Genomic DNA, 23,020 nt, shown 5'->3' with positions numbered 1-23,020 from the left:
AATTACAGCAGATCGCCCGGGGTCTTCCCGGCGAAAAAAGCATCAAGATTATCGAGCGCACGAAAGCCCATGGCGTCGCGGGTCGTGCGGGTGGCACTGCCAATATGGGGCAGCATGAAGATCGTGTCATGTGCGGCAAAAGCGGGGTTTCCGCCCGGCTCTACCTGAAAACAGTCAAGACCAGCGGCGGCCAGATGGCCACTCTCAAGCGCGCTCAGAAGGGCCGCCTCGTCAATCAAAGCGCCCCGCGCCGTGTTCACCACAACCGCGCCTCGGGGCAACATGGCAAAGCGGGCGGCATTCATCAACCCGGTGGTCTCGGGCGTGGCCGGGCAATGCAGCGACAAGAAATCCGCAACGCCCAGAAGGCTCTCGATACTGTCGTGATAGACCGCGCCTTTCGCATCCTCCGCAGACAGCTCCGAGCGGTTGTAATAGTGGATCTCCATATCGAACCCGCGCGCCTTGGCGGCAAAGGCGCGGCCAACCCGGCCCATGCCGATGATCCCGAGACGCGCGCCCGTGACCTGCTTGCCCACCATGAAGGCCGGAGACCAGCTGTCCCACTGCCCCGTCCGCACGATCCGGTCACCCGCCACCGCATGACGGGCAGCCCCCAGCATCAACAGCATGGCAAGCTCCGCCGTGGCATCCGAGAGCACATCGGGCGTGTTGGTCACAGCAATCCCACGCGCCTTCAGGCTGGGCAGATCGCAATGATCCACGCCCACGGAATGGTTGGCCACAATCTTCAGGCGGTCGGAGAACTGCGCCACGACATCGGCGCTGAAATGCTCGGAATGGCAGGGGATGATCGCGTCGAAATCGGCGCTGGCGGCGATCAGTTCAGCGGCGGTGCCGGGCAGGTCGCCGTGGTTGATCACCACGTCATAATCGCGCGCCGCACGCTCCAGCGTCGCGTCAGAGAGGCGGCGGGTGATCCAAAGGCGGGGGGTGCTCATTTCTTGCGGACGCATTCGTCCCAGAAATCATAGAGCGCGAGAGCGCAGACGATAAGGCCAATGAGCATAAAGGGCATACCACCATCAAACCCGGCAAACCCGGTGGAGATGCTGTGCGACAAGCCTCCGATGAACGTGCATAGCATCAACGTGCCAATCAGGCCGACGATCAGTTTTATTCCGTAAGACATGGCTTTGTCCTTTCTGTTACTCTGCCGCTTCGGCAAGCTGTGTCTGAACCCAAGCTGCCGTGCGCAGCAGGCGGTCGTCTTTCTCGGCGGGGCCGATGAGTTGCACGCCGATGGGCAGGCCCGTCTCCCCCACCAACAAGGGCAAGCTTACACATGGCAGGCCCGCGAGCGTCCACAAGGTGCAAAAGATCGGGTCGCCTGTGCCCGTGCCGAATACCGGCGCCTCGCCCGTGGCCGAGGGGGCAATGATAGCATCATAATCGACAAAGAAGTTCGCGAAAAACGCCTCAGCCGAGGCTTTCACGGCCAGCGCGTCTTCATATTCGGTCTGGGTGATTTGACGCCCGCGCGCGACGACGGGCTTTAGCGTCTCGCTGATCCGGTCCCAGTGGGCGTCGAACACCTCAGCCTGATGCTGGCAAATCTCATATTCGTGAATGCGCCCCTGCACCGCCACAAGGTTTGAGAGCGTATCCGCCGCCGTCATGCGGGTGACTTGGGGCCCAAGGATTTCCACAACAGCCTCCAGCCCTTCGCGCGCATCCGCTGTCAGGCGGTCGTTAAAGGGAATGTCGAACCATGCCAGATCGGGCGACACGGGCGCGTCCGCCGCGGCCCCTGCGGCCATTGCGGGACGTGGGCGCGCAAAGCTGAGCGTGTCATGCCCGTCATAGCCGCCGATCACATCCGTGAGCAGGGCCGCATCACCCAGCGTGCGGGCAAAGACGCCCACCTGGTCCAGCGAGATCGACGTCTGCAACAACCCCGTCCGCGAGATGACACCGCGCGTCGGCTTGAACCCGAACGTGCCGCAAAAAGACGCTGGGCGAATGACCGAGCCGTTGGTCTGCGTGCCGATGGCCAGCGGCACATGATACGCCGCCACCGCAGCGGCAGAACCGCTGGACGAGCCGCCGGGGCTGTGATCAGTGTTATGCGGATTGCGCGTCTCATTGGCGTGCACAAAGGCCAGCTCGGTCGTGACCGTCTTGCCCATGATCACGGCACCCGCCCCGCGCAAAAGCTCCACAAGACGCGCATCATGTGCCGTCTCGCGGCCCGCAAAGATCGGCGTGCCGCGCTGCGTGGGCATGTCGCGCGTGTCGATGATGTCCTTGAGGCCCACGGGGATACCATGCAGCGGGCCTATAGCCATACCCGCTTGGCGGATACGGTCGCACTCCGCCGCCTGCGCCAGAGCGCCTTCGGGATCGAGATACGCCCACGCCTTGATCGTGCCATCGGTCCGCTCAATCTCGGCCAGACAGGCAGTCACAAGCTGCACCGACGATAAGCGGCCCGAGGCGAAAAACGCGCTCGCCTCGGACACGCTGAGTTTATGCGGCTCCGCGATCACGGGATGTAGGGGCCGAACAGATATTCAGGGAACCACAGCGCGATGCCGGGGAACTGATACATCAAGACCATCGTAAAGATAACGATGCCTAGGTAGGGCATGATCCCGCGGAAAATCTCCATCAGCTCGATCTGGTTCTTGAGCACCCCCTTTAGATAATAGGCCGACATGGCCATGGGCGGGGTCAGGAAGGAGGTCTGGAGGTTTAGCGCCACCAACATCGCGAAGAAATAAGGGTTTACGCCAAAGACTTCGAGGAGCGGCAGGAAGATCGGCACGAAGATGATCAGGATCTCCGACCACTCCAGCGGCCAACCGAGCAAGAAGATGATGACCTGCGCCAGCACGAGGAACTGCCACGGCTCAAGATCCATCGCGCCCACCCAATCGGCGATCACATCATGTCCGCCAAGGTAGGAAAAGACCGACGCAAAGGTCCACGAGCCCACAAAGAGCCAGCAGACCATGGCGGTCGCTTTCGCTGTCAGGAACACGCTTTCCTTGAGCTTCGTCCATGTCATCGAGCGATAGAGCACGGCGAGGATCATCCCGCCAAGCGCGCCCATCGCCGCCGCCTCAGCCGGGGTCGCAAGACCGCCGAGAATTGAGCCAAGCACCAACGCAATAAGGATCGTGAGCGGCACGAAGCTTATCAGCAGGTTGAGGTAAATCTCACGCGGGGGTGGCACGTCCTCGTTTGTGGGCTTGGGCGCCAACGACGGTTGCCACCAGACCCGCAGGATCACGTAGACAATGTAGAGTCCGGCAAGCAACAGCCCCGGAAAGACCGCCGCCGCATAAAGCCTGAGTGGTGATAGATCTCCGATGGCTGAATACACGATCAGCATGATCGACGGTGGAATGAGAATACCAAGCGTGCCGCCCGCGCAGATGACGCCCGAGGCGAAGCTCTTGTTGTAATTGGCATTGGCCATGGCCGGAAAGGCCAGAAGCCCCATCAACGTCACAACCGCGCCCACGATCCCCGAGGCGGTGGAGAAGACCGCACAGGTCAGCAACGCCGCAATCGCAAGGCTGCCCGGCAGATTGCGGGCCGCCTGATAGAGCGAGAAGAAGAGCTTGTCGACGATGTTCGCGCGCTCAACCACATAGCCCATGAAAAGAAAGAGCGGGATCGCGACGAGGGTCGGATTTTCCATCACCGAGTATGTGTTCTGGTTTAGCAGATAGAAGATATTGTTGTCGAAAATATCGCTGAACGTCTCGATTGGATGCCCCTGGTGATAGGCGTAATAGCCAAAGGCCACGCCCATCGCGAGCAGGGTGAAGGCAATCGGAAATCCTAGTAAAACCAGCAGGATAAACAGCCCAAGCATCATCAGGGCGACTTCGGGATTTGTCATCTTTTTATCTTTCTTGAAGCGCGGGGCGGTTTATTTCTTGCCTTGGGCGAATGCGGATATGGTTTCCAGATCCGCCTCGGTCAAAAGGTCCTCGGTCTCTTTCACATCGACCAGACGTTCGGGCCATTTGCCCGAGCGCATCGCCATCACGCAGCGCACAAGCTCAGCAAACCCCTGAATTGCAAGCAAACATCCCGAAAGCGGGATCAGAGTTTTGAAGAAATAGACCTGAATGCTGGCAGGGCTGTTGAAGCTCACCTCTTTCCAGCGCCAGCTATCGGAGGCGATTTCCCAGCCATACCAGACAAGCGCCATGATACCTGGAAAGAAAAACAGGAAGTAGAGGACGAAATCGAGACCTGCCTGCACCTTGACCGGGAAAAGCCGGTAGACCACATCGGCGCGCACATGCGTGTCTTGCGCCAACGCATAGGCACCGCACATCAAGAACAAGGCACCGTACATCTGCACCATCATGTCAAAGGCCCAAACCGTTGGCGCATTCAGCACGTAGCGGACAAAAACCTCATAGGACACCGACAGCGTCAGGATCAGGATGCACCACCCAAAGGCGCGGCCCGTCCAGAGGCTCAGCCCTTCTATGGCATGAACAAATCTCATATGTCTGTTGCTCCCCTAACAGATCAGCGGGCTGTCTCTGCGCCCCCCTATAGCGGCAAATGTCCGAGCCCCTCAAAGAGGCCCGGACATCATGCTTTAAAAGCTGTGATCAGCCGAAGTAGTGATCGTATGCCAGCTTGTAGTCGGGCTGGTTGAGGTTAAGATACCCCATCACTTCTTTGGCGTATTTCTTCTGCGATTCCATCACCTTGGCGAAGAAGGGGTCTTCGCCTGCGATACGGTCTGCGACAATGTCCCACGCGGCAAGCTGTGCTTCCATCACCGAAGTTGGTGTGCGGTAAACATTCACGCCATCAACTTCCTGAAGCTTGATCAGGTCGTCCGAATAACGCTTGGTGTTGCCCCAATAGAAGCCGGAGTTTTCAGCCATCGACGCGTTACGGATGATCGCCTGATGCTCAGGTGACAGCGCGTTGAACTTGTCTTTGTTGAACGTGACCTCAAAGCACTCCTGGCTCTGGTGGTATGACGCCAGATGGTAATGCTTGGAGACGTCCTGCATGCCGAAATCACGGTCAGACGTGGGGTTGTTGAACTCCGCCGCGTCGATCAGGCCCGATTTCATTGCCGGCTGAATTTCGCCGCCGGGAAGCTGCACAACCGACATGCCCATTTCCAACAGAACGTCTGCTGCAAGGCCAACGGTGCGATACTTCAGGCCGTCCATCTGGGACGCGTCCTTGATCTCTTCCTGGAACCAGCCCATGGGCTGAGCAGGCATTGGCGAGTTGAAGAAGGACACGATATTCAGCTGAAGCTCGCCCATCAGCTCATCAAAGAGCTCCTGACCGCCGCCTGCATGAATCCAGCCCAGCATTTCCTGGCTCGACCAACCAAAGCAAGGGCCAGTGCCGAAAAGCGACGCTGTTTTGGATTTGCCGTACCAGTAGGCGGACACGTAGTGTGCCGCGTCCAGAACGCCGCGGTGAACCGCATCTTGCATCTGGCTGGTTTTGACAACCGCATCCACCGACAGAACTTCGATGGTCAGCGAGCCGCCGGACATTTCATTAACGCGCGCCGCGAAGGACTGTGCGTTCTCAAGGAAGATGCCGCCGCCCCAGGCCGCTTGCATCTTCAATGTCGTGCCGGAGTCTTGTGCGATTGCAGGTGTCGCAAGTGCGGCAGCGCCGGCAACAGCCGAGCCGCGCAGGAATTTTCTGCGGTTAAGTGTATCTTTCATGTTTCCTCCCAAGGAATTAATAGCAGTCGCCGCTCGTATGATTTGGTCTGCAAGCAGTTTTGGATCATCAGCCCTGCACCGGCGCATTTAGGAGCCCAGACCTTACAGCCGGACCTTCAATGCGGGGCAGAACCACGATCTCGTGCAGTTTCCATTGGTTTATGCTGGCAGACAAGCGCTTCTTTTCGCGCACAAGCTGCGATCCGGTGTTTGAAATGGCGCAAAGCCAGACGCGCCAGCGCCAGATCAGGTTACTCTCAGGCAGACATGGATCAATCTCTATAAGTCTCATAAACCACTGTTATAAATGTTATAAATGACGCCCTGACTGGCGTCAAAACCACTCGTTCAGCCGTCGATATGACCACAGATCAAAACGCCCAAGCACCTCGGCGCGAGCACATATCTGAGCTTTACAAAAATTTCGTGAGCAGGGTGCTTTGGAAAAATATCGCGCATTATCAAACCGCGCGCCCCTGATCGCCGCACACGAATCAAACCTTGGGTAGGCCTCGGCAGCGATCACCGCTTGGGCGGGTCTCCTCCCGCGCAAAAGCTTGACCCGCATGGAGAAACTTGCCACGTAATGGGGGTCAGATCCGCATACCGCACCTCAAAGAGGCAAGCGCCATGTCATCTTTCACGCACCTCTCCCCAAGCAGCGTTCCCATCCTTTATCCTATGGGTTTCGTCCGTTTCTCCTTTTTGGCCCGCTTTGGGCCGCTTTGGTCGTGGTTATGTAGATATTGATGCTCACCGGGCGGTGGATCTACTGACGCGGCTCGGCGCGCTGGCCAAAGGGTTGGCCATCCTCAGACCTGATCTTCTGGCCCTTGGCAGTGCGCAGCATATCTGGATGGCGGGCGGATTTGCCCTCATGACGCTTGCTGTGATGATACGGGCCACGCTCGCCATCTTTGCCGCCCTTGTTGCCGCCGTGCTGGCCCGGCTCTGCGCGGGCATCTGGGAGCACAGCGCGATGCCGCTCTACACCCTCTCTGCCGCCCTCTGGATCGGCGCGTTTCTGGGCTTTGCAGTTCTTTACGGGTCCAGCCTGCTGCGCCCCAAGGCGGCATAATACACCCCGCCCGCACCAGAACGATTACCCCTTTCGCGAATCAATGCTCGCGCGTAAGCAAGAGGCACTTCGGTCCGGGCGGTTCGCCGTTTGGATAATAGGGAACGTGGTGCGGTGTAGCCAAAAGGCGCCAACTCCACGACTGCCCCCGCAACTGTAGGCGGCGAGCGAAGCCGGAATATGCCACTGCTGTGTTTCACATAGCGGGAAGGCCCGGCCCAGCATTGACCCGCAAGTCAGGAGACCTGCCGAGGTGATCACCCTGTTCGGACGCGAGGGGCGTTCCGGGCTGCGGAGCGTCTTCCGCCGTGGTGGCTTCACCGTCTGCGGGGGGCATCCGTCCTTCACATGACATTCAAGTCAATCGGCGCCGAATCTGGCGCCGTGTCCGAGGGACGAACATGCGTTACATATCATTTGCGGCAAGCCTTGCCGCCACCACAGCCATTTCCGGAGCCGCGCAGGCTCAGGAGCCTTTTGATCTGGGCGAGATTGTCGTCTCGGGCGGGCTTTCGCCGGTTGCCGCGTCGTCGCTCGGCAGGTCCGCCACCGTTCTGACCGCCGAAGACATCGAGCGGCGGGACGTCAAACACGCAGCCGATCTGCTGCGCGCCCTGCCCGGTGTGTCGGTGTCGCGCACCGGCGGTGTGGGTGGACTGACCCAGGTGCGGATGCGCGGGCATGAGGGCAATCACACCCTGGTGCTGATTGATGGGGTCGAGGTCGCCTCCACCAATTTCGGCGAGTTTGACTTTGGTGGCCTTCTGGCTGCGGATATCGGGCGGATCGAGGTGCTGCGCGGCCCGCAATCGTCGATCTATGGCTCGCAAGCCATCGGCGGGGTCATCTCGATCACCACGAAACGCCCCAACCGGCCCGGATTCTCCGGCCGGATCAGCACCGAACTTGGCTCGGATGGCTCGTCCGGTCTTGGGCTCAACGTCTTTAATCAAGGCCCCCGCGGCGAGCTGAGCTTCTCCACTGCGATGCGCGCCACCGGCGGCTTTGACATCTCCGGCACGCCGGGCGGCGAGCGTGATGGCGACTGGAACGAGACCTACAACCTCAAGGGCCGCTATTTCGTGACCGATACGCTGACACTGGGCGGCACGCTGCGCTATGTCAGGCGCAATTCGGACACGGATTCGGATCTGTTTGCTGCTCCAAGCCGCGCAACTTTGGTCACGGACACACCGGCCAGTATTCAGGTGCAGGAAACCTTTGGCTCGGTCTATGCAGAGCTGGAGACGATGGGTGGACGCCTGACCAACCGGCTGGAATACAGCTTTGCCCATATTGACCGCCAAGGCACAGGCAGCACCGGAGCAAAGAATACCGACAACACCGGCAACCGCTCCAAGATCGCCTATCGCGGCACGCTGGCGCTGGATGCCGCAACCCTCGATGCTGCCAATCACAGGCTGACCTTTGCCGCGGAACACGAGCGTGAAGATTACAAGGAAAACGACCCTGCGATCGTCTCTGGCGCGGGTCAATTGGTCAAACGTGACCGGGTCCAGAGCGCCTTTGTGCTGGAATATCAGGGTGAGTTGGCAAGTGGCCTCGATCTTCAGGCCAGCGTCCGCCATGACGACAACGACAAGTTCAAGGATTTCACCACCTATGCGGTTGGCCTCTCCTACAGGTTCCCAAATCAAACGACCCGCCTGCATGCATCCTTCGGGACAGGGGTACAAAACCCAACCTTGGTGGAGCAATTCGGATTTTTCGCCAATTTTACCGGCAATCCCAATCTTGAGCCTGAGCAGAGCAGGGGCTGGGATATCGGGATTGAGCAGGAATTCCTCGGCGGTCGCGGTGTCGTGGACCTGAGTTATTTCTCGGACGAATTGACCAACGAGATCGCCTCGTTCCGCAACCCGGCCACTGGCATCTCGACCCCGATCAACCGGGCCGGCAAAAGCGACCGCAAGGGGATCGAGCTGGCTGCCAGCCTACAGGTGACCGCGCAAATCGATGCCAACCTGTCCTACACATGGCTTGACGCCACAGAGCCAAACGGGGCTGTCGAAGTGCGCCGCCCCGAACATGAGTTGGCCTTGCAGGTGGGCTATGCGCTGCCCAATGACCGCACCCGCCTAGATATGCAGGTGCGCCATGTCGCGGGGAATTTCGACCTCGATTTCCGGGGGCCGTTTGTGCCCGGCGCGCGCGTAAAACTCAGCGACTATACCGTCGTGGATATCGGGTTCTCCCACGCGCTGACCGACACTGTGCAGCTTACGGGCAGCGTCAAGAACCTGCTTGACGAGGATTACGAGGAGCTTTTCGGATATGCCAGCCAAGGCCGCACCGCCTTCATCGGTTTGTCAAAGGCGTTTTGATATGGGCTGGACCCCACGCGCACGCGCGATCTCGGGGCTGGCCCTCGCAAGTGTCGCCCTCGTCGGGTTGATGGGGACGACACCGGCCAAAGCTGAGACAGCCACAGCCGAACCAAAACGCGTGGTGTCGATGAACCTCTGCACAGATCAGCTTGCCATGTTGGTCGCCGCACCGGGTCAGCTCATTTCGGTAAGCTATCTCGCGCGCGATCCGCGCAGCTCCGCCATGGCTGAGGAGGCCCGCGCCTACCCCGTCAATCATGGGCTGGCCGAGCAGGTTTACCTGCTCCAGCCCGATCTGGTGATCGTCGGGCGTTACACCACGCGCGCCACCGCCGACATGCTGGAGCGTTTGGGCACGCCCGTCATTCGCTTTGATATCGCGCGCAACATGGAAGATGTGCGGACGCGGATCATCGAGATGGGCGCAGCCCTTGGTCAAGAAGCACGCGCGGAGGCACTGGTCGCCGATTTCGACGCGCAACTTACGGCGCTCAGGACGGCCCCCGCCCAGCGCCCGCGCGCGGCACTTTATTTTGCCAATGGCTACACATCCGGCGACAACACACTCGCGGGTCAGATCCTGCACGCAGCGGGCTTTGCCAATATCGCGACCGAGCTGGGATATGGCGCGGGTGGCATCCTGCCGCTGGAGCTTCTGGCCCTCTCGGAGCCCGACGCCCTGATCACGGGACAGCGCTACGGCAATACCTCGCGGGCAGAGGCGATCATGGACCATCCGGCGATCCACGCGCTGCGCCAAGGGCGTGCGCAGGCGCCGCTCACTGACCATGATTGGGTCTGCGGCACGCCCCATGTGCTGCGCGCCATCGCCGAGATCACCGCCCTGCGCGGTCAGATAGACGCGGGAGGCCCGTGATGCGGCTTTTTGCAATCCTCTCCGCGCTGGTCGCGCTCCTCTTCATCACGGCATTGGTGGTCGGCCCGGCGGGGATCACGCCCGGTACGGCGCTGCGCGCGTTGATCTGGGGCGACGCAGGCCCGCTCTCTCTCGTGATGCGCGAGATCCGCCTGCCCCGCGCCATTCTGGCCGTGTTGATCGGGGCGAGCCTCGGCATGGCGGGGGCCGCGATGCAGGGCTATCTGCGAAATCCGCTGGCTGATCCCGGTCTGATCGGGGTCTCCGGCTCTGCGGCCCTTGGGGCGGTGCTCGCGATTCAGACGGGGTTGGCCGCGAGCTTTGCGTTTGGCCTGCCGATTGCGGCGCTTGCAGGCGCGTTATTCGGCGTGGGGCTGGTCCTTGCGCTTGCCGGGCCGCGCGGCGGCTCGCTGACTTTGATCCTCGCTGGGATCGCGATTTCGGCGCTCGCGGGGGCGCTCACATCTCTGGTCCTGAACCTGTCGCCCAACCCTTTCGCCGCGAATGAGATCGTCTTTTGGATGATGGGCTCACTCAGCGATCGGTCGATGACCCATGTCTGGATTGCCTTGCCGCTTATTGCTGCGGGCTCGCTTCTTCTGATACGTCTGCCGCGCGCGCTTGATGCGCTGACGCTGGGCGAGGATGCGGCGGCGGCGATGGGGATAAACCTCACTCGCCTGCGCCTCATGGTGATCTTTGGCACCGCCGCCGTGGTGGGGGCCGGGGTGGCTGTGGCGGGGGCGATTGGCTTTGTCGGGCTGGTCGTGCCGCATCTTTTGCGCCGCTATGTGGGTGCGCGCCCCGGCCAATTGCTCTGGGCCTCGGCGCTGGGTGGGGCGGCGATGCTTCTGACCGCCGATCTGGCCGTGCGGCTGATCTTGCCCGCGCGCGATCTGAAGCTGGGTGTGGTCACGGCCCTTGTCGGCGCGCCTCTCTTTTTGCACCTGATCTACCGCACAAGGCGGGAGGGCTTATGACGCGCCTGGCGCTTCAGGATTTCGGTGTTGTTTTGCGCGGCCGGAGCATTTTGCAGGACGTGAGCCTGAGCGTGGGGCCCGGCGAGCTGGTTGGCATCATCGGACCCAATGGCGCGGGCAAGACTACGTTGATGCGCTCTGCCCTCGGCCTGATCCCGAGCAGCGGGTCAAGCTCACTCGCCAAACTCGATGCGCCGGCGCGGGGCCGGGCGGCGGCGTGGATGCCACAAGCGCGCGAGATTGCGTGGCCCGTGACGGTGGAGACGTTGGTGGCATTGGGCCGCACCCCGCATCTGGCGGGCGGCGCGCGCATGACCGACGCTGACCATCGCGCCGTGGATGCGGCCATAGCGCAGATGGATCTCACCGAGATGCGCGCGCGCACCGCCACGCGCCTGTCGGGCGGAGAGCAGGCCCGTGCCCTCATCGCCCGTGCACTGGCGCAGGAAACGCCCCTTCTTATGGCGGATGAACCCATTGCTGGGCTCGACCCTGCCCACCAGATCGCGACGATGCAGATTTTTGCAGGGCTGGCGGCAGGGGGCCAATCCGTGATCGTGTCGCTGCATGATCTGGGCCTCGCCGCGCGCCACTGCACCCGCCTGATCGTGATTGGCGCAGGCAGCCTGCGCGCCGATGGACCGCCTGAGGAGGTGCTGACCCCCGCCCTTATCCGCGATGTTTTCGGTATCACGGCCCATGTGCAACGCACCGACCAAGGCCTGATTTTTCAACCCCTCGCGGTGCTGCCATGAACGCGCCTGCGCAGTCCCGCCTTATCGAGGATCACCCATGGCTGGCCTTTGATCTGGGCGCGCCAATGCAGGTCCTCAGCTGGGCGATCAACGCGCCGGGCTTCGTTACCGCCCGCCACATTCTCTGGCGCGAGGTGCGCAATGCGGACCTTACCCTCGATATGGATGTCCACCCATGGCTGGAGCGGCAATTGCGGGCGCGCGGCGCGGCGGATGCGGTGTGTTTCCTGACCTCGCGCGATGTGCGGCATGTGCATCAGCACCGCGCACGCGTTGAGGGTGCAGAGGCCCACTCCGTGGCCACTGTCGGCCTCGGTAATGCAGAGCGGGTCGGCACGCGCCGCGACAAGGCCACCACCGATTGGGGCACGATCAACATCGCTGTGGCCGTGCAAACGGGCCTGACCCAAGCCGCTATGATCGAAGCGATGAGCATCGCCGCACAGGCCCGTACCGCCGCGATCATTGAATTGGGCGTCGCCTTGCCCACAGGGATAGCAACCGGCACCGGCACGGATTGCATCGCCATCGCGGCCCCCCACGGCGCAGGTGCCTATACCGGGCTGCACACCGCCCTTGGCGAGGCGATCGGTGCCGCCGTTTACCACGCGACAAAGGTCGGTGGCGCGCGCTGGATACAAGACACACAGACCAAAGGGAGACCTTCACCATGACCAATCTTGAACAGATCCTGCATGACGCAATGGCACATCCCGAAGCGGGGTGGAACATGGGCTCATTCGGTGCCATCGCCGAGTTTCACCATGTCCGTGATGAGGCCCCCCGCCTGCCCATCATGTCCGGAACGCCCCAGTCACCCGACACACCGCTCAGCCAAGTCAGCACCCGAGGCGGTCTGCGTCTCGATACGCTCAAGAACGTGCGCCCCGTGGCATATGAGACCCTCAGCCCCAAGGCGCATCGCTGGTCTCAGGGTGTCGCCCTTTGCCTCCCCGAGGCCGAGGCGGCCATGTCGCGCCGCAGCGTTCTGACCGAGCTTGGCCCAGACGCCGCCGCCCTGCGCCCCGAAGACCGTGGCGCGATCCTCTTTGATATGGGGCTGGCCCAGCCGCAGGTGGATTTTTGCATCCGCACCGACGATGCCGCGCTGATCGACGTGCTGCGCGCGGCGGAAGGCGCATCGCTGATGGACCCCGCAAACCCCGCGATGGGCGCGATCCTCAAGGCGCATCCCCACCGCGTTGCCCTCACAAAGCTGGGCCGCGTCGAGGTCTTCCAGCCCATTGGCGGGCCGGATACCGATGGCACCTCCCCCGAAGGGCCGCACACCCATGTGCTGCCGAAACTGCTACGCGCGGCGCGCACACATTCGGCCAATACGCCCATTCCCGAAGGCTGGGTGCCATGCGCGGGCTTCCATCCGGAAAACCCTGTGATCGGGCGGCTGGGTGAGGACAAGCCGCTCAACCGCGCGGCCTTTGACGGATTTCAGGAGCTACTGCGCGACTGGGGCCCGCCAGAATATGTCGAGGCCAAGGCCGCGTGTTGGGCCGCGTTGGAACAAGGAACAGCGCCCAAAACCGTGGACGAGCCTGCCACGCGCATTGGCCGCACGGGCCTGCGCAACGGGTTACGCCAGTGGCGCAGGCTCCATGGCGACAGCCCGCTTGCAGCGGCATGGAGCGCTCATTTTGACAATACCGCCGTACCGCAGAACGCAGTTGATGAGACAGCAGAACCTTAGGGATGGGACCAGATATAAACGCACTCACGGGATTTCTCGCAACGGGCGGCCCAGCACTTTGGGCCATTGCAGCGCTGTCGGTGCTGACACTGACCCTGATCCTGTGGAAGCTTTGGCAGCTCACGCGCTTGGGCGCATGGCAAAGCGCCGCCGCAGAGGCTGCTGTGGCCGCTATGGTCGCGCGGCCCCAAGCGCGGCCCAACGCCCGCGATATCCGCAGCCGCTTTGTCGCAAGCGCGCTGGGGGCGCAAGACTTGCCCGATACGCTCGCGCGCGAGGAGGTGACACGCCTCGCCCTGCGCGCCCTGACCGAGATCCGCACGGGCCTGCGCCCGCTTGAGCTGATCGCGACAATCGCGCCGCTTATCGGGCTTCTCGGGACCGTTCTGGGTATGATCGAGGCGTTTCAGGCGCTGGAGACCAGCGGTGGACAGGCCGACCCGTCCGTCCTCGCGGGCGGTATATGGGAGGCGCTTTTGACCACGGCAGCGGGCATGGCCGTGGCAATCCCAGCGGCGGTCGCGCTCAGCTGGTTCGAGGGGATCGCAGAGCGGGTGCAGACCGATTTTGAGGATATGGCCACGCGCCTATTCACCCACGCCTCTGGGGTAAAGGCCGCCGCCTGATGCTCGCCCTGCCCCCCTTCCGCCCAAGCCGCAAGCCCAGCCTTACGCCAATGATCGACGTCGTGTTTCTTCTGTTGGTCTTCTTCATGCTCGCCTCACAATTTGGACACGACAGCGCGCTGACCCTGTCGCCTGCGGGCGGCGATGCGGCCTATTCCGGCCCCCCGCGCCTTGTGGAGATTGGCCCGGACGGGCTGCGCCTCAATGGCGCGCCGGTGGCCGAGGCGGCGCTGGCAGAGGCCCTTGCCCCCCTCACCACAGGGGCCGAAGATGTGATCGTCTTGCGCAGTGCGGATGCTACCAGCCTGCAACGCCTGATCGACGTGGCACAAACCTTGCGCGCGGCCGGGTTTGCCACCCTCGCCGTGGTGCCCTAGAGCCATGCGGTTTTCACGCCCCCGCCCGCCGCGCCGCATCGACGCCGCCGTGCCCATGATCAACGTGGTTTTTCTCCTGCTGATCTTCTTCTTGATGGCGGCACGGATCGCGCCCCCGCCGCCCTTCGACATCACCTTGCCAGCGGCTACGGGCGAGACCCCGCTTGGCGAGGGCGCAATCCTCTTTGCCGCCGCAGATGGCACGCTGAGCTTTGCCGGACAAAGCGGCGTGGCCGCCCTCGCCACTGTCGCGGCCCAAGCGCCCGAAGCGCTCACCCTGCGCGCCGACGCGGCCTTCCCCGCACCCGATCTGGCCGCCCTTCTGGCCCAGCTAGCAACGATGGGCGTAGCCGCCGTCGATCTGGCGATCCGCGCGCCATGAGCCGCGTGGTCGAAGTCTCGGCATGTCTCGCACTTGCCACCGCGGTGCACCTCGCGCTGTGGGCCAGCAGCCATGACGGCGCGCCGGGGTCTGCTGGAATGGGCGGCTCAGACAGCCTCACCGTCTCGGCGGTCAGCCCCGCCCTCGCTGATCTGGTGGCAGCATGGGATCGCCCGCCACCCGCACCCGAGACACCCATGCTCAGCACGCCCCAAGCACCAACGGCCATGACCGCCCCCGCAGCCTTGCCCCAGATAGCGGCGCCGCGCAGCACGCCAAGCAGCCCCGCTGCCCCGTCGGCCCCTGTGCTCAACGCCGCCCTCGCGCCCGCGCTGCCAAGCATCGACACGCAGACACCGCCCGCACCACCCAAAACGCGCCCACGCTCGCGGCCCGAAACCCTCGCCCGCACGCCGCCTGCCCCGAAGCCCGCAGCCGCCGCAAAACCCGAATCTGAGAGCCGCGCCAGCCAGAGCGCGGCGGGCCAAGGTCAAACCACGGCAGCGGGGACCACAGCAACCCGCGCAGACCCCACGCTGTCGCCCGCCCGCACAGCCACGCTGATGGCGCAGTGGGGGGGCGGTGTCCGCAGCAGCATCGAGCGCCGCAAACGCTATCCGGGGGACACGCGGGCCAGAGGGACAGTGCATTTATCCATCCAAATGCGCACCGATGGCGCACTGACCTCCGTGAGTGTGGCGCGCAGTTCAGGAGATGCAGCGCTTGACCGCGCGGCGATTACTGCGGTCCAAAGCGCGCGACTGCCCGCCGCCCCGCGCGCCCTGCCGCCCGGTACACATGCCTTTTCGCTGCCCATGTCGTTCACGCCCTGAGCCGTTTGAGACCCCCCAGGGAAGACGCCTCTTCCCAAGCCCGGCCCCAACAGCCATAAATCCCGCATGACCACATATGCTTTCACCCTTGCGGGCGCGCAGCTGACTGCCCTGCCCTCCGGCGCGCTTTATTGGCCGCAGGAAAATCTGCTGGCTGTATCGGACTTGCATCTGGGCAAGGCCGAGCGGCGCGCGCGGCTGGGCGATGCAACTTTGCCGCCCTATGAGACACGCGACACCCTTTCGCGGCTGGAATTCGCCCTGCGCGCTACGGGGGCCAGCACGGTGGTTTGCCTTGGCGACAGCTTCGATGATCCCGACGCGGCCCATGCCCTGCCCGAGGAAGACAGGCTCTGGATCAAGACACTTCAGGCCGGGCGGCGCTGGGTCTGGATCGAGGGCAATCATGATCCGGGCCCGATGGATCTGGGCGGCACGCATCTGGCCGAGTTGCCGCTGGCGCCGCTGACCTTCCGCCATATCGCACGATCCGGGGCCAGCGGCGAGGTTTCGGGCCATTACCACCCCAAAGCGCAGCTGAGCCTCAAGGGCCGGACCATATCGCGCCCTGCGTTCCTGATTGACAGCGACCGGGTGATCCTGCCTGCGTTCGGCACCTATACCGGGGGGTTGCGCAGCTCGGACGCGGCGCTGAGCACGCTCATGCGGACCGAGGCGCTGGCCGTGCTCACCGGCCACAGCACCCATGTCATCCCGATGCCGCGCTAGAGCGTGTCGTGTGCAATTGACCTCACCGGACCGGGCGAACGCAGCACGCCCTAAATCAGGCCCAGCCGCTCAAGCTCAGACCGAAAGCTGCGGCTCACTGGCACACGATCCTCATTGCACAAAACGACAAAAACCTTGTGGGCGTTCTCACGCTCAATTCTGCAGATCGCGTCTTGTGACACCCAATGCGAGCGATGCGTGCAATAGCCCGCAATCGGCTCTGTCTCGTCGATCGCATCTTTCATCCTGAGGCGGAGCGTGTGAGAGCCGCGCGTGGTCACCACTTCGGTAAAATGCCCGTTTGCAGAGAGGCGCAGCACCTCGCCGCGCTGCTCTGCGGGCAAGCGCCGCATCAAGCGCGGCTGCCCCTCAAGGGGATCGCCAAGCCACTGAGCCGAATAGCGATGCCGCTCAAACCCCGGGATCAGTCGCCGCAAGACGAATATCGGCATGGCTAAGACCAGGGTATAAAGTGCGACCAGCGGCACGGGTGGCACTTCTGCCCCTGCTGTATGCTCGACCACGCTTCCAACCGCGAGAATGATCGGCGTGGCAAAGACCACTGTGGCACCGATAGCAATTATGTCAAAATATACAGGCTTGTCCGGTCCGACCAGAAGATAAGCCAATGCACGAGCGCCATAGCCCACCACGGTCGCCAATACCAAAACAAAAAACCAAAACACCAATCTCACTGACAAATCCATGGCCTCAAACGTGCCAAACGGCCCAGCAATCGCTGCGGTCAACCAGCCCATCGCGCAGATCGTAAATGTCAGTGGAGATAGAATACGCGAATATGTCTCTTTAAAAACATGTCTTTTCATTACCATCACTTAAAGTTTTTAGGTTTATAATAAACGTTTGGTCGATCAAGTTTTCTTGCGCACTATGCTTGGGGGCATATGGCCCTGAGCCGTGCTGAAATAATTAGAAGCGGCAAAAGCTAAAGAGCGATGCCGGGTATTGTTATGCGCACGGAACGTGCGTGGGACGCATCGTTTTGGAGGAAAAAAACCTCTGTGTAAGACGAGCGTCTCCGTAGCAGCCGCACGCCTGAACCAGCGACCACGATTAGCGCATCGCCCGCGCTTTGGGACTCAGCGCGGCATCAAGCTCGGCCCATGGCCGCTGATCAGGGACGTAAACATCAAGTGCGTCACCCACCGAAAGGAGCCCTTCCCGCTCCACCCAAGCGGTCACACCGCGCCGTCCGCGCGCGGCGGCAATGAACCCTTTGCCGTGGCCGGGGCGGTCGGCCTCAATCTCCATCGCAGGATATTGGCAGGGTTGGTTGTGCATATCAATCACAAGGGCCGTGCCCGCCGCCGTCTGAAGGCGGGTGGAGGGCGGGATATGCGTGAAATCAGGGATGCCGGAGACGATCATCGTCGCCCCGAGCCAGCAGGGATCGACGCTCTCCAACCCCATATCGGCCGCGATAAGCGCCAGCTCCTCCTCCGACAGAATCGAGAATTGCCGCACATTGCGGATATCCGTGCCCTCAGAGTGCATAGCCTTGACCCGCACGCAGGAGGGCCGTGTCAGCCCGCTGTGCTTTTCGCCATCAAACCCGGCATAGGTGGCCTCAATCCGCTCCAACGCGGCAGAGCGGATGCCCTCGTCGCCCGTATCGACACGGCCAAGCCATGTGATTTTTGCTGTATGGGCAGTTTTCTTTATGGCCGACATGAGACAGGCTCCTTAGGACTGCCCGCAAACTTGGCCTGCGCGCACGCCCCGCGTCAACGCCCTTTTACGGCGTCGTGCCTGCTTAAACCGTGAGTGTAAAAAAGAACCGCCGGAACGGGAAGAGCACCGAGCCATCGCCGCGCACGGGGTAGGCGCTGTTCATCACATCCTCATAGGCCTTAATGAGAGCAACCCGCTCATCAGGTTCCAGCGCATCAAGAATCGGGCGCGCATAGGTGCTCTCGGTGTAGCGGCGCACCGGATGGCTCCCGGCTTCGGCCCTCAGACGTTGGTAATACTCCGTCTCCCACATGCGGAACCGGCCCAAGGGCGAGAGCATTTCTTCATATTCAACGGGCTTCTGAATACCCGGAGTCGTCTCGATATCGACCCGCCCGGGGAAGATTTCCTGCGCCAGCGTCAGCCAGACCCGGTGCGAGGGCGCGTTGTTCTGGTGCGGCAATTGCACGGCCAGCGTGCCGCCTTTGCCCAAGAAGCCAATCAGCCGGGGCAGCAATTTGCCGTGGTCCCCGGTCCAATGCAGCGCCGCGTTGGAATAGATCAGGCCGGGCGCGCGGCGCGGGTGCCAATCGCGAAAATCGGCCTGCTGCAAACTGTCATAGCCCTTGGATTGCCGCGCCTTGGCGAGCATGGCAGGCGACGCATCGACGCCCACCACAGGTCGCCCCGAGGCCCGCGCCGCGAGTGCTGAGCCCATCGAACCTGTACCACATCCGAGATCGACCACTTCGCCCGCGCCCATCTGACCCACGGCGTTGAGAAGATCCATCGCAGGGCGCAGGCGCAAGTCCTGGAACCGGGCATAGGCGCCCGGGTTCCAGTCTGCTTTGGCGGCAAGTTTGGTCACGCGGTGGGTTCGGGCTCCATGCCGCCGCCGGGCGCACGCGGCGCTTTGGGCTTGGTCTTGGGAATGGCGGTGACAGAAGGCGCGTTGCCCGCATCGGGATCTTCCGCATCATCGTCCATCTGCGGCGGGTCGCCACGTGCAACGCGCACGATCTCTTCGCCGGTCAGGGTCTCATATTCCAAAAGGCCTTGGGCCAGACGTTCCCACTCCTCATTCTTATCAGTGAGAATTTTGAATGCGGTGCCGTAGGCCTCGTCGATCATGCGTTTGACCTCTTGCTCGATCAGCTCTTTGGTGCTGGCCGAGATTGAGAAACTGCCCGCGCCGTTGCCCATATAGCCTTCATGGGCCTGCTGGTAATCGATGTTGCCAACCTTGTCGGACATGCCCCAGCGCAGCACCATGGCGCGCGCAAGGCCCGAGGCCTGCTGAATATCACCGGCGGGGCCGTTGCTCACATCATCCGCGCCGTATTTGATGATCTCGGCGGCTTTCCCGGCCATGGTCATGGCGAGCTTTTGCTCACACTCGGACCGGTGCCAGTTCAGGCGGTCAATCTCCGGCAGGCTCACCACCATGCCCAACGCGCCACCGCGCGGGATGATCGTCGCCTTGTAGACCGGATCACATTTCGGCAAGGCCATGCCGACAATGGCGTGACCGGCTTCATGATACGCCGTCTTTTCCTTTTGGTCCTGCGTCAGGACCATGGAGCGGCGCTCGGCCCCCATCATGACCTTATCTTTGGCCTGCTCAAAATCCACCATGGTGACAAACCGCCGCCCCAAACGCGCAGCCATCAAGGCCGCCTCGTTCACAAGGTTGGCCAAATCCGCGCCGGAGAAGCCGGGCGAGCCACGCGCGATCAGGCGCAGGTCCACATCAGGGCCAAGCGGCGTCTTGCGCGCATGCACGCCGAGAATTTTCTCACGGCCTTTGATATCGGGGTTTGGCACAGTGACCTGACGGTCAAAACGGCCCGGACGCAGCAATGCAGGGTCGAGCACGTCCTTACGGTTGGTCGCGGCCACGATGATCACGCCCTCGTTGGCCTCAAACCCGTCCATCTCCACCAGAAGCTGGTTGAGCGTTTGCTCACGCTCGTCATTGCCGCCGCCATAGCCCGCGCCACGGTGACGGCCCACGGCGTCAATCTCGTCGATAAAGACGATACACGGCGCGTTTTTCTTCGCCTGCTCAAACATATCGCGCACGCGGCTTGCACCGACGCCCACAAACATTTCCACAAAATCTGAGCCAGAGATGGTGAAGAATGGCACACCCGCCTCACCCGCAATGGCGCGCGCCAGAAGCGTTTTACCCGTACCCGGAGGGCCCACGAGAAGCGCACCTTTGGGGATCTGCCCGCCCAAGCGCGAGAATTTCTGCGGGTTGCGCAGGAATTCAACGATCTCTTCCAGCTCTTCCTTGGCCTCGTCGATGCCTGCCACGTCATCAAAGGTCACGCGGCCCGACTTTTCGGTCAGCATCTTGGCCTTGGATTTACCAAAGCCCATCGCCCCACCTTTGCCGCCGCCCTGCATCCGGTTCATGAAATAAATCCACACCCCGATCAGCAAAACGAAAGGCAATAGCGACACGAGGAAGGTTTGGAAGCCCGATTGCGTCTGGCTCTTGGCCGTGACGGGAATGTTCTGAGCAATCAGCGTCTCGGTGATCTGTGCATCGGCCGGCATTATAGTGGAGTAGTCCTGCCCATCCGCGCCGCGAAACTGGATCGTTTCCCCGTCGATGGTCACAGCGGTGACATTGTCATCCTGAACCGATGTGATGAACTCAGAATAGCTCACCGATTTGCTTTGAACGGCCCCGCTCGATCCGCTGAACAGATTGAACAGCGCGAGAATCAGCAAGAACAGAACCAGCCAGAAGGCGATATTGCGTGCGTTACCCAAAGGAACACTCCTAGAATTCGTTTGCCCCGCGCCGATCGCGGTGGCGTTACCTCTAAAATAGAGATGATGACCCTTACTTCAATGCGATAATATCAATGTGCGCAAATCTGGCGCAGAACGGCACAGTTCTGCGCCATGCCCCGCGTCCGGTTGGCCCAGCGGCGCGGCCAGTATTTCCGCGCCCTGCCACAGCGCCGGAGACGCCTCAATGGACGCCACGGGAACCCCACTCTGCCGCCAGTCTGGCATCATGGTCCGGCCCTCGGGGCCCAGCGCGCGCCACTCGGCCCCCTCCGGCGCGGGGCTAACGGTCCAGCGATTGTCCCAGACCCCTCCCTTGGACGGCACGGCCCGCTCTGCGGCCCTATATTCGCGGGTGACGCGCATCTCACCGCGGGACATGGTGATCCGGCACCCGGCCAGTGTGAAGCTTTCCTGCGCCGCCACCTTGGCCAGCGCGCGGGCCGTCTCGGCACCGCGCGGCCCGTAGTCCGCGCCGGTGATCCAGCGCAGCACGGCCTCCATGATCCTCCGCGCGATATCTGGGCGCAGGCAAGAGAACCGCACAGGGTCAATCAGCACATCGCCCTGCGCGACCCGACAAATCTTATCCGCCTCCGCCGCCGCAATCTGCGCAAGGGTCTCGCGCGCCTCGGCCAGATGCCCAGCCACATCGCAAAGCGCCTCCACCGTCAGCCCCAAAGGCTCCAACGCCTCCAGAGCGCGGCGCGCCTGCACCCGGCGGAATGCGCCGTCGGTATTGCTGGGATCATCGACCCAAGCCACACCCAGCCCACGAAGATAGTCGCGCAAAGCCTCGCGCCGCGCGGCCAGAAGGGGGCGGTGCATAATCATTTTACCCATACCCCGCTTTGCGGACATGCCCGAAAGGCCATCGACGCCCGCCCGCCGCGCGAGCCGCATCAGGACCGTTTCTGCCTGATCTTCAGCCGTGTGCCCCAGCGCCAAGCCGCTCAGCCCATGCCCAAGCGCCCAATCGCGCATCAAAGCATAGCGCGCGGCCCGCGCGCGGGCGGAGAGGTTCCCCTGCCCGTCCCAGCCATCCCATCGCAGGATATCATGCGGCACGTTCAGCGCGGCGCAGGCCTCGGCCACACCAAGCGCCTCCCCCGCCGCCTCTGCGCGCAGCCCGTGATCCACAGTGACCACGCGCAGCGGCCCGCCCCACGCTTTGAGCAGATGCAAAAGCGCCAGTGAATCGCCACCACCAGACACAGCCACCCCCAAAGAGGCCTGCGTCGCCGTAGCCGCGCCGAAATGTTCAGAAATGAGCCGCCCGAGCGCCTCTGCCGTCACGAGCAGCCGAGGTTTTGCATGGCCGATTGTGCCTCAAGCACCTTGTCGGAGGCGGGAAAACGCGTGCCAACCTCGGTCAGCGTGAGGCAAGCCTCATCAGTCTGACCCAAACGACCAAGGGATTGCCCCAGAAGGAAAAGAGCCTCGGGGGCCACCGCGCCTTGCGGATTGGTCGAGAAAACATCGAGATAGGCCCGCGCCGCCGGAGCCGTGTCGCCTGCCGCCTCAAGTGCCGCCCCTTGGGACAGCCCTGCGCGCTCGCTCAGCGGGCCACCGGGATAATTGCTGCGAAACGCGGCAAAAAGTGCGGCGGCCTCGGCATGGTTGCCAGCCGCCATAGCGGCCTCGGCGGCCTCGAAATCAGCGCGCTCGCCCACAGCCATCTCGGACTGAGGGGCGTTGGTTTGCTCGGGCGCGAGTGCGGGCGTCACCGTTGACACCTCGCCGCCGCCCAAAGTGCTGGTTTCGCCCAATTGGCTCAGATCACCGCCCTCAAGCTCCACAAGCCGAAACTCCAGATCGCCAATCCGGTTTGTCCCGTCCCTCACGATCCGGTCCACGCGCAGCTCCAACTCCTCGGTCTTGGCCGTGAGGCGCTGCAATTCGCTTTCAATCGCGCCCACACGGTCCAAAACAGAGCCACCAAGCGACAGATCAGACGCGCCGCCTGTCGTGCTCAGTTCCCGGTTCAGCTTGCGCACCTCGACAAACAGCACCGAAAGTTCCTGCCGGATATCGGCCAAGGTCTGGTCACGGTCCTGTGCCAAGGCAGGACCGCCAAACGTAGCGGCCAAAAGGGCTGCGGCGCAAAGCCGGAAGATGAAACGCATGGGGGCGG

The 23,020-nt window shown here is 62.6% G+C and carries 24 protein-coding genes and 1 riboswitch; of the genes, 12 read left to right on the top strand and 12 right to left on the bottom strand.

Annotated elements, in window-relative coordinates:
- Positions 1 to 2 precede the first annotated feature (2 nt).
- From KUD11_RS08155 to KUD11_RS08130, 6 genes are all read right to left on the bottom strand, one after another.
- Positions 3 to 962 (bottom strand): 2-hydroxyacid dehydrogenase, encoded by a 960-nt coding sequence (locus KUD11_RS08155; protein ID WP_109385145.1) that lies wholly within the window; start codon positions 960 to 962, stop codon positions 3 to 5.
- The gene (locus KUD11_RS08150; RefSeq protein WP_109385146.1) at positions 959 to 1,153 is read right to left on the bottom strand and encodes a hypothetical protein; all 195 of its coding nucleotides are present in this window, start codon (positions 1,151 to 1,153) and stop codon (positions 959 to 961) included. The genes KUD11_RS08155 and KUD11_RS08150 overlap by 4 nt, the downstream gene beginning before the upstream one ends.
- A 16-nt stretch (positions 1,154 to 1,169) precedes the next feature.
- On the bottom strand, positions 1,170 to 2,510 hold the full coding sequence (locus KUD11_RS08145; RefSeq protein WP_109385147.1) for an amidase: 1,341 nt from the start codon (positions 2,508 to 2,510) through the stop codon (positions 1,170 to 1,172).
- Positions 2,507 to 3,874: a TRAP transporter large permease gene (locus KUD11_RS08140; protein ID WP_109385148.1), complete on the bottom strand. Its 1,368-nt coding sequence runs from the start codon at positions 3,872 to 3,874 to the stop codon at positions 2,507 to 2,509. The genes KUD11_RS08145 and KUD11_RS08140 overlap by 4 nt, the downstream gene beginning before the upstream one ends.
- Before the next feature lie 30 nt (positions 3,875 to 3,904).
- Positions 3,905 to 4,495, bottom strand: a complete 591-nt coding sequence (locus KUD11_RS08135) for a TRAP transporter small permease subunit (RefSeq protein WP_109385149.1) — start codon at positions 4,493 to 4,495, stop codon at positions 3,905 to 3,907.
- Between the two features lie 109 nt (positions 4,496 to 4,604).
- Complete coding sequence (locus tag KUD11_RS08130; RefSeq protein WP_109385150.1) at positions 4,605 to 5,699, bottom strand: TRAP transporter substrate-binding protein; 1,095 nt, start codon at positions 5,697 to 5,699, stop codon at positions 4,605 to 4,607.
- 763 nt (positions 5,700 to 6,462) lie between these two features.
- Between KUD11_RS08130 and KUD11_RS08125 the strand changes: the two genes are divergently transcribed.
- The 12 genes from KUD11_RS08125 (at position 6,463) to pdeM (ending at position 16,389) form a co-directional block, all read left to right on the top strand.
- A complete protein-coding gene (locus KUD11_RS08125; RefSeq protein ID WP_224380172.1) occupies positions 6,463 to 6,777 on the top strand; it encodes an NnrS family protein in 315 nt (104 codons plus the stop codon).
- A gap of 53 nt (positions 6,778 to 6,830) precedes the next feature.
- Positions 6,831 to 7,044, top strand: a riboswitch (cobalamin riboswitch).
- A gap of 134 nt (positions 7,045 to 7,178) precedes the next feature.
- Positions 7,179 to 9,122: a TonB-dependent receptor plug domain-containing protein gene (locus KUD11_RS08120; protein WP_109385152.1), complete on the top strand. Its 1,944-nt coding sequence runs from the start codon at positions 7,179 to 7,181 to the stop codon at positions 9,120 to 9,122.
- 1 nt (position 9,123) lies between these two features.
- Positions 9,124 to 10,002: an ABC transporter substrate-binding protein gene (locus KUD11_RS08115; RefSeq protein ID WP_219930174.1), complete on the top strand. Its 879-nt coding sequence runs from the start codon at positions 9,124 to 9,126 to the stop codon at positions 10,000 to 10,002.
- Positions 10,002 to 10,982, top strand: coding sequence for a FecCD family ABC transporter permease (locus tag KUD11_RS08110; protein ID WP_109385153.1), 981 nt, complete (start codon positions 10,002 to 10,004; stop codon positions 10,980 to 10,982). The genes KUD11_RS08115 and KUD11_RS08110 overlap by 1 nt, the downstream gene beginning before the upstream one ends.
- The gene (locus tag KUD11_RS08105) at positions 10,979 to 11,737 is read left to right on the top strand and encodes an ABC transporter ATP-binding protein (protein WP_109385154.1); all 759 of its coding nucleotides are present in this window, start codon (positions 10,979 to 10,981) and stop codon (positions 11,735 to 11,737) included. Before KUD11_RS08110 ends, KUD11_RS08105 begins: the two co-directional genes overlap by 4 nt.
- Positions 11,734 to 12,411, top strand: coding sequence for an adenosylcobinamide amidohydrolase (locus tag KUD11_RS08100; protein ID WP_109385155.1), 678 nt, complete (start codon positions 11,734 to 11,736; stop codon positions 12,409 to 12,411). The genes KUD11_RS08105 and KUD11_RS08100 overlap by 4 nt, the downstream gene beginning before the upstream one ends.
- The gene (locus KUD11_RS08095) at positions 12,408 to 13,442 is read left to right on the top strand and encodes a DUF6925 family protein (protein WP_109385156.1); all 1,035 of its coding nucleotides are present in this window, start codon (positions 12,408 to 12,410) and stop codon (positions 13,440 to 13,442) included. Before KUD11_RS08100 ends, KUD11_RS08095 begins: the two co-directional genes overlap by 4 nt.
- A 2-nt stretch (positions 13,443 to 13,444) precedes the next feature.
- Positions 13,445 to 14,068, top strand: coding sequence for a MotA/TolQ/ExbB proton channel family protein (locus KUD11_RS08090; RefSeq protein ID WP_109385157.1), 624 nt, complete (start codon positions 13,445 to 13,447; stop codon positions 14,066 to 14,068).
- Positions 14,068 to 14,445 carry an ExbD/TolR family protein gene (locus KUD11_RS08085; RefSeq protein WP_109385158.1) on the top strand — a complete coding sequence of 126 codons (378 nt, stop codon included), beginning with the start codon at positions 14,068 to 14,070 and terminating at the stop codon, positions 14,443 to 14,445. The genes KUD11_RS08090 and KUD11_RS08085 overlap by 1 nt, the downstream gene beginning before the upstream one ends.
- Positions 14,446 to 14,449: 4 nt before the next feature.
- A complete protein-coding gene (locus KUD11_RS08080) occupies positions 14,450 to 14,827 on the top strand; it encodes an ExbD/TolR family protein (RefSeq protein WP_109385159.1) in 378 nt (125 codons plus the stop codon).
- Complete coding sequence (locus KUD11_RS08075; protein ID WP_109385160.1) at positions 14,824 to 15,660, top strand: energy transducer TonB family protein; 837 nt, start codon at positions 14,824 to 14,826, stop codon at positions 15,658 to 15,660. Before KUD11_RS08080 ends, KUD11_RS08075 begins: the two co-directional genes overlap by 4 nt.
- Before the next feature lie 66 nt (positions 15,661 to 15,726).
- Positions 15,727 to 16,389 carry a ligase-associated DNA damage response endonuclease PdeM gene (pdeM, locus tag KUD11_RS08070; protein WP_109385161.1) on the top strand — a complete coding sequence of 221 codons (663 nt, stop codon included), beginning with the start codon at positions 15,727 to 15,729 and terminating at the stop codon, positions 16,387 to 16,389.
- A gap of 50 nt (positions 16,390 to 16,439) precedes the next feature.
- On the opposite strand, the gene KUD11_RS08065 is transcribed toward pdeM, so the two are convergent.
- From KUD11_RS08065 to KUD11_RS08040, 6 genes are all read right to left on the bottom strand, one after another.
- On the bottom strand, positions 16,440 to 17,216 hold the full coding sequence (locus KUD11_RS08065) for a LytTR family DNA-binding domain-containing protein (RefSeq protein ID WP_181375279.1): 777 nt from the start codon (positions 17,214 to 17,216) through the stop codon (positions 16,440 to 16,442).
- A gap of 247 nt (positions 17,217 to 17,463) precedes the next feature.
- Positions 17,464 to 18,081: an MOSC domain-containing protein gene (locus KUD11_RS08060; RefSeq protein WP_109385163.1), complete on the bottom strand. Its 618-nt coding sequence runs from the start codon at positions 18,079 to 18,081 to the stop codon at positions 17,464 to 17,466.
- Positions 18,082 to 18,163: 82 nt separating this feature from the next.
- Complete coding sequence (locus tag KUD11_RS08055) at positions 18,164 to 18,844, bottom strand: methyltransferase domain-containing protein (protein ID WP_258305402.1); 681 nt, start codon at positions 18,842 to 18,844, stop codon at positions 18,164 to 18,166.
- Positions 18,845 to 18,945: 101 nt separating this feature from the next.
- Complete coding sequence (ftsH, locus tag KUD11_RS08050) at positions 18,946 to 20,865, bottom strand: ATP-dependent zinc metalloprotease FtsH (protein ID WP_109385164.1); 1,920 nt, start codon at positions 20,863 to 20,865, stop codon at positions 18,946 to 18,948.
- 78 nt (positions 20,866 to 20,943) lie between these two features.
- Positions 20,944 to 22,182, bottom strand: coding sequence for a tRNA lysidine(34) synthetase TilS (gene tilS, locus KUD11_RS08045; protein ID WP_181375280.1), 1,239 nt, complete (start codon positions 22,180 to 22,182; stop codon positions 20,944 to 20,946).
- On the bottom strand, positions 22,179 to 23,012 hold the full coding sequence (locus KUD11_RS08040) for a tetratricopeptide repeat protein (protein WP_109385166.1): 834 nt from the start codon (positions 23,010 to 23,012) through the stop codon (positions 22,179 to 22,181). Before KUD11_RS08040 ends, tilS begins: the two co-directional genes overlap by 4 nt.
- Positions 23,013 to 23,020 lie beyond the last annotated feature (8 nt).

This window comes from Roseovarius carneus (genome assembly GCF_020141465.1).
In the GTDB taxonomy this organism is placed as follows: Bacteria; Pseudomonadota; Alphaproteobacteria; order Rhodobacterales; family Rhodobacteraceae; genus Roseovarius; species Roseovarius carneus.
Note: the sequence above shows the minus strand (reverse complement) of the source record. Positions and strands in the feature narration are given on the sequence as shown.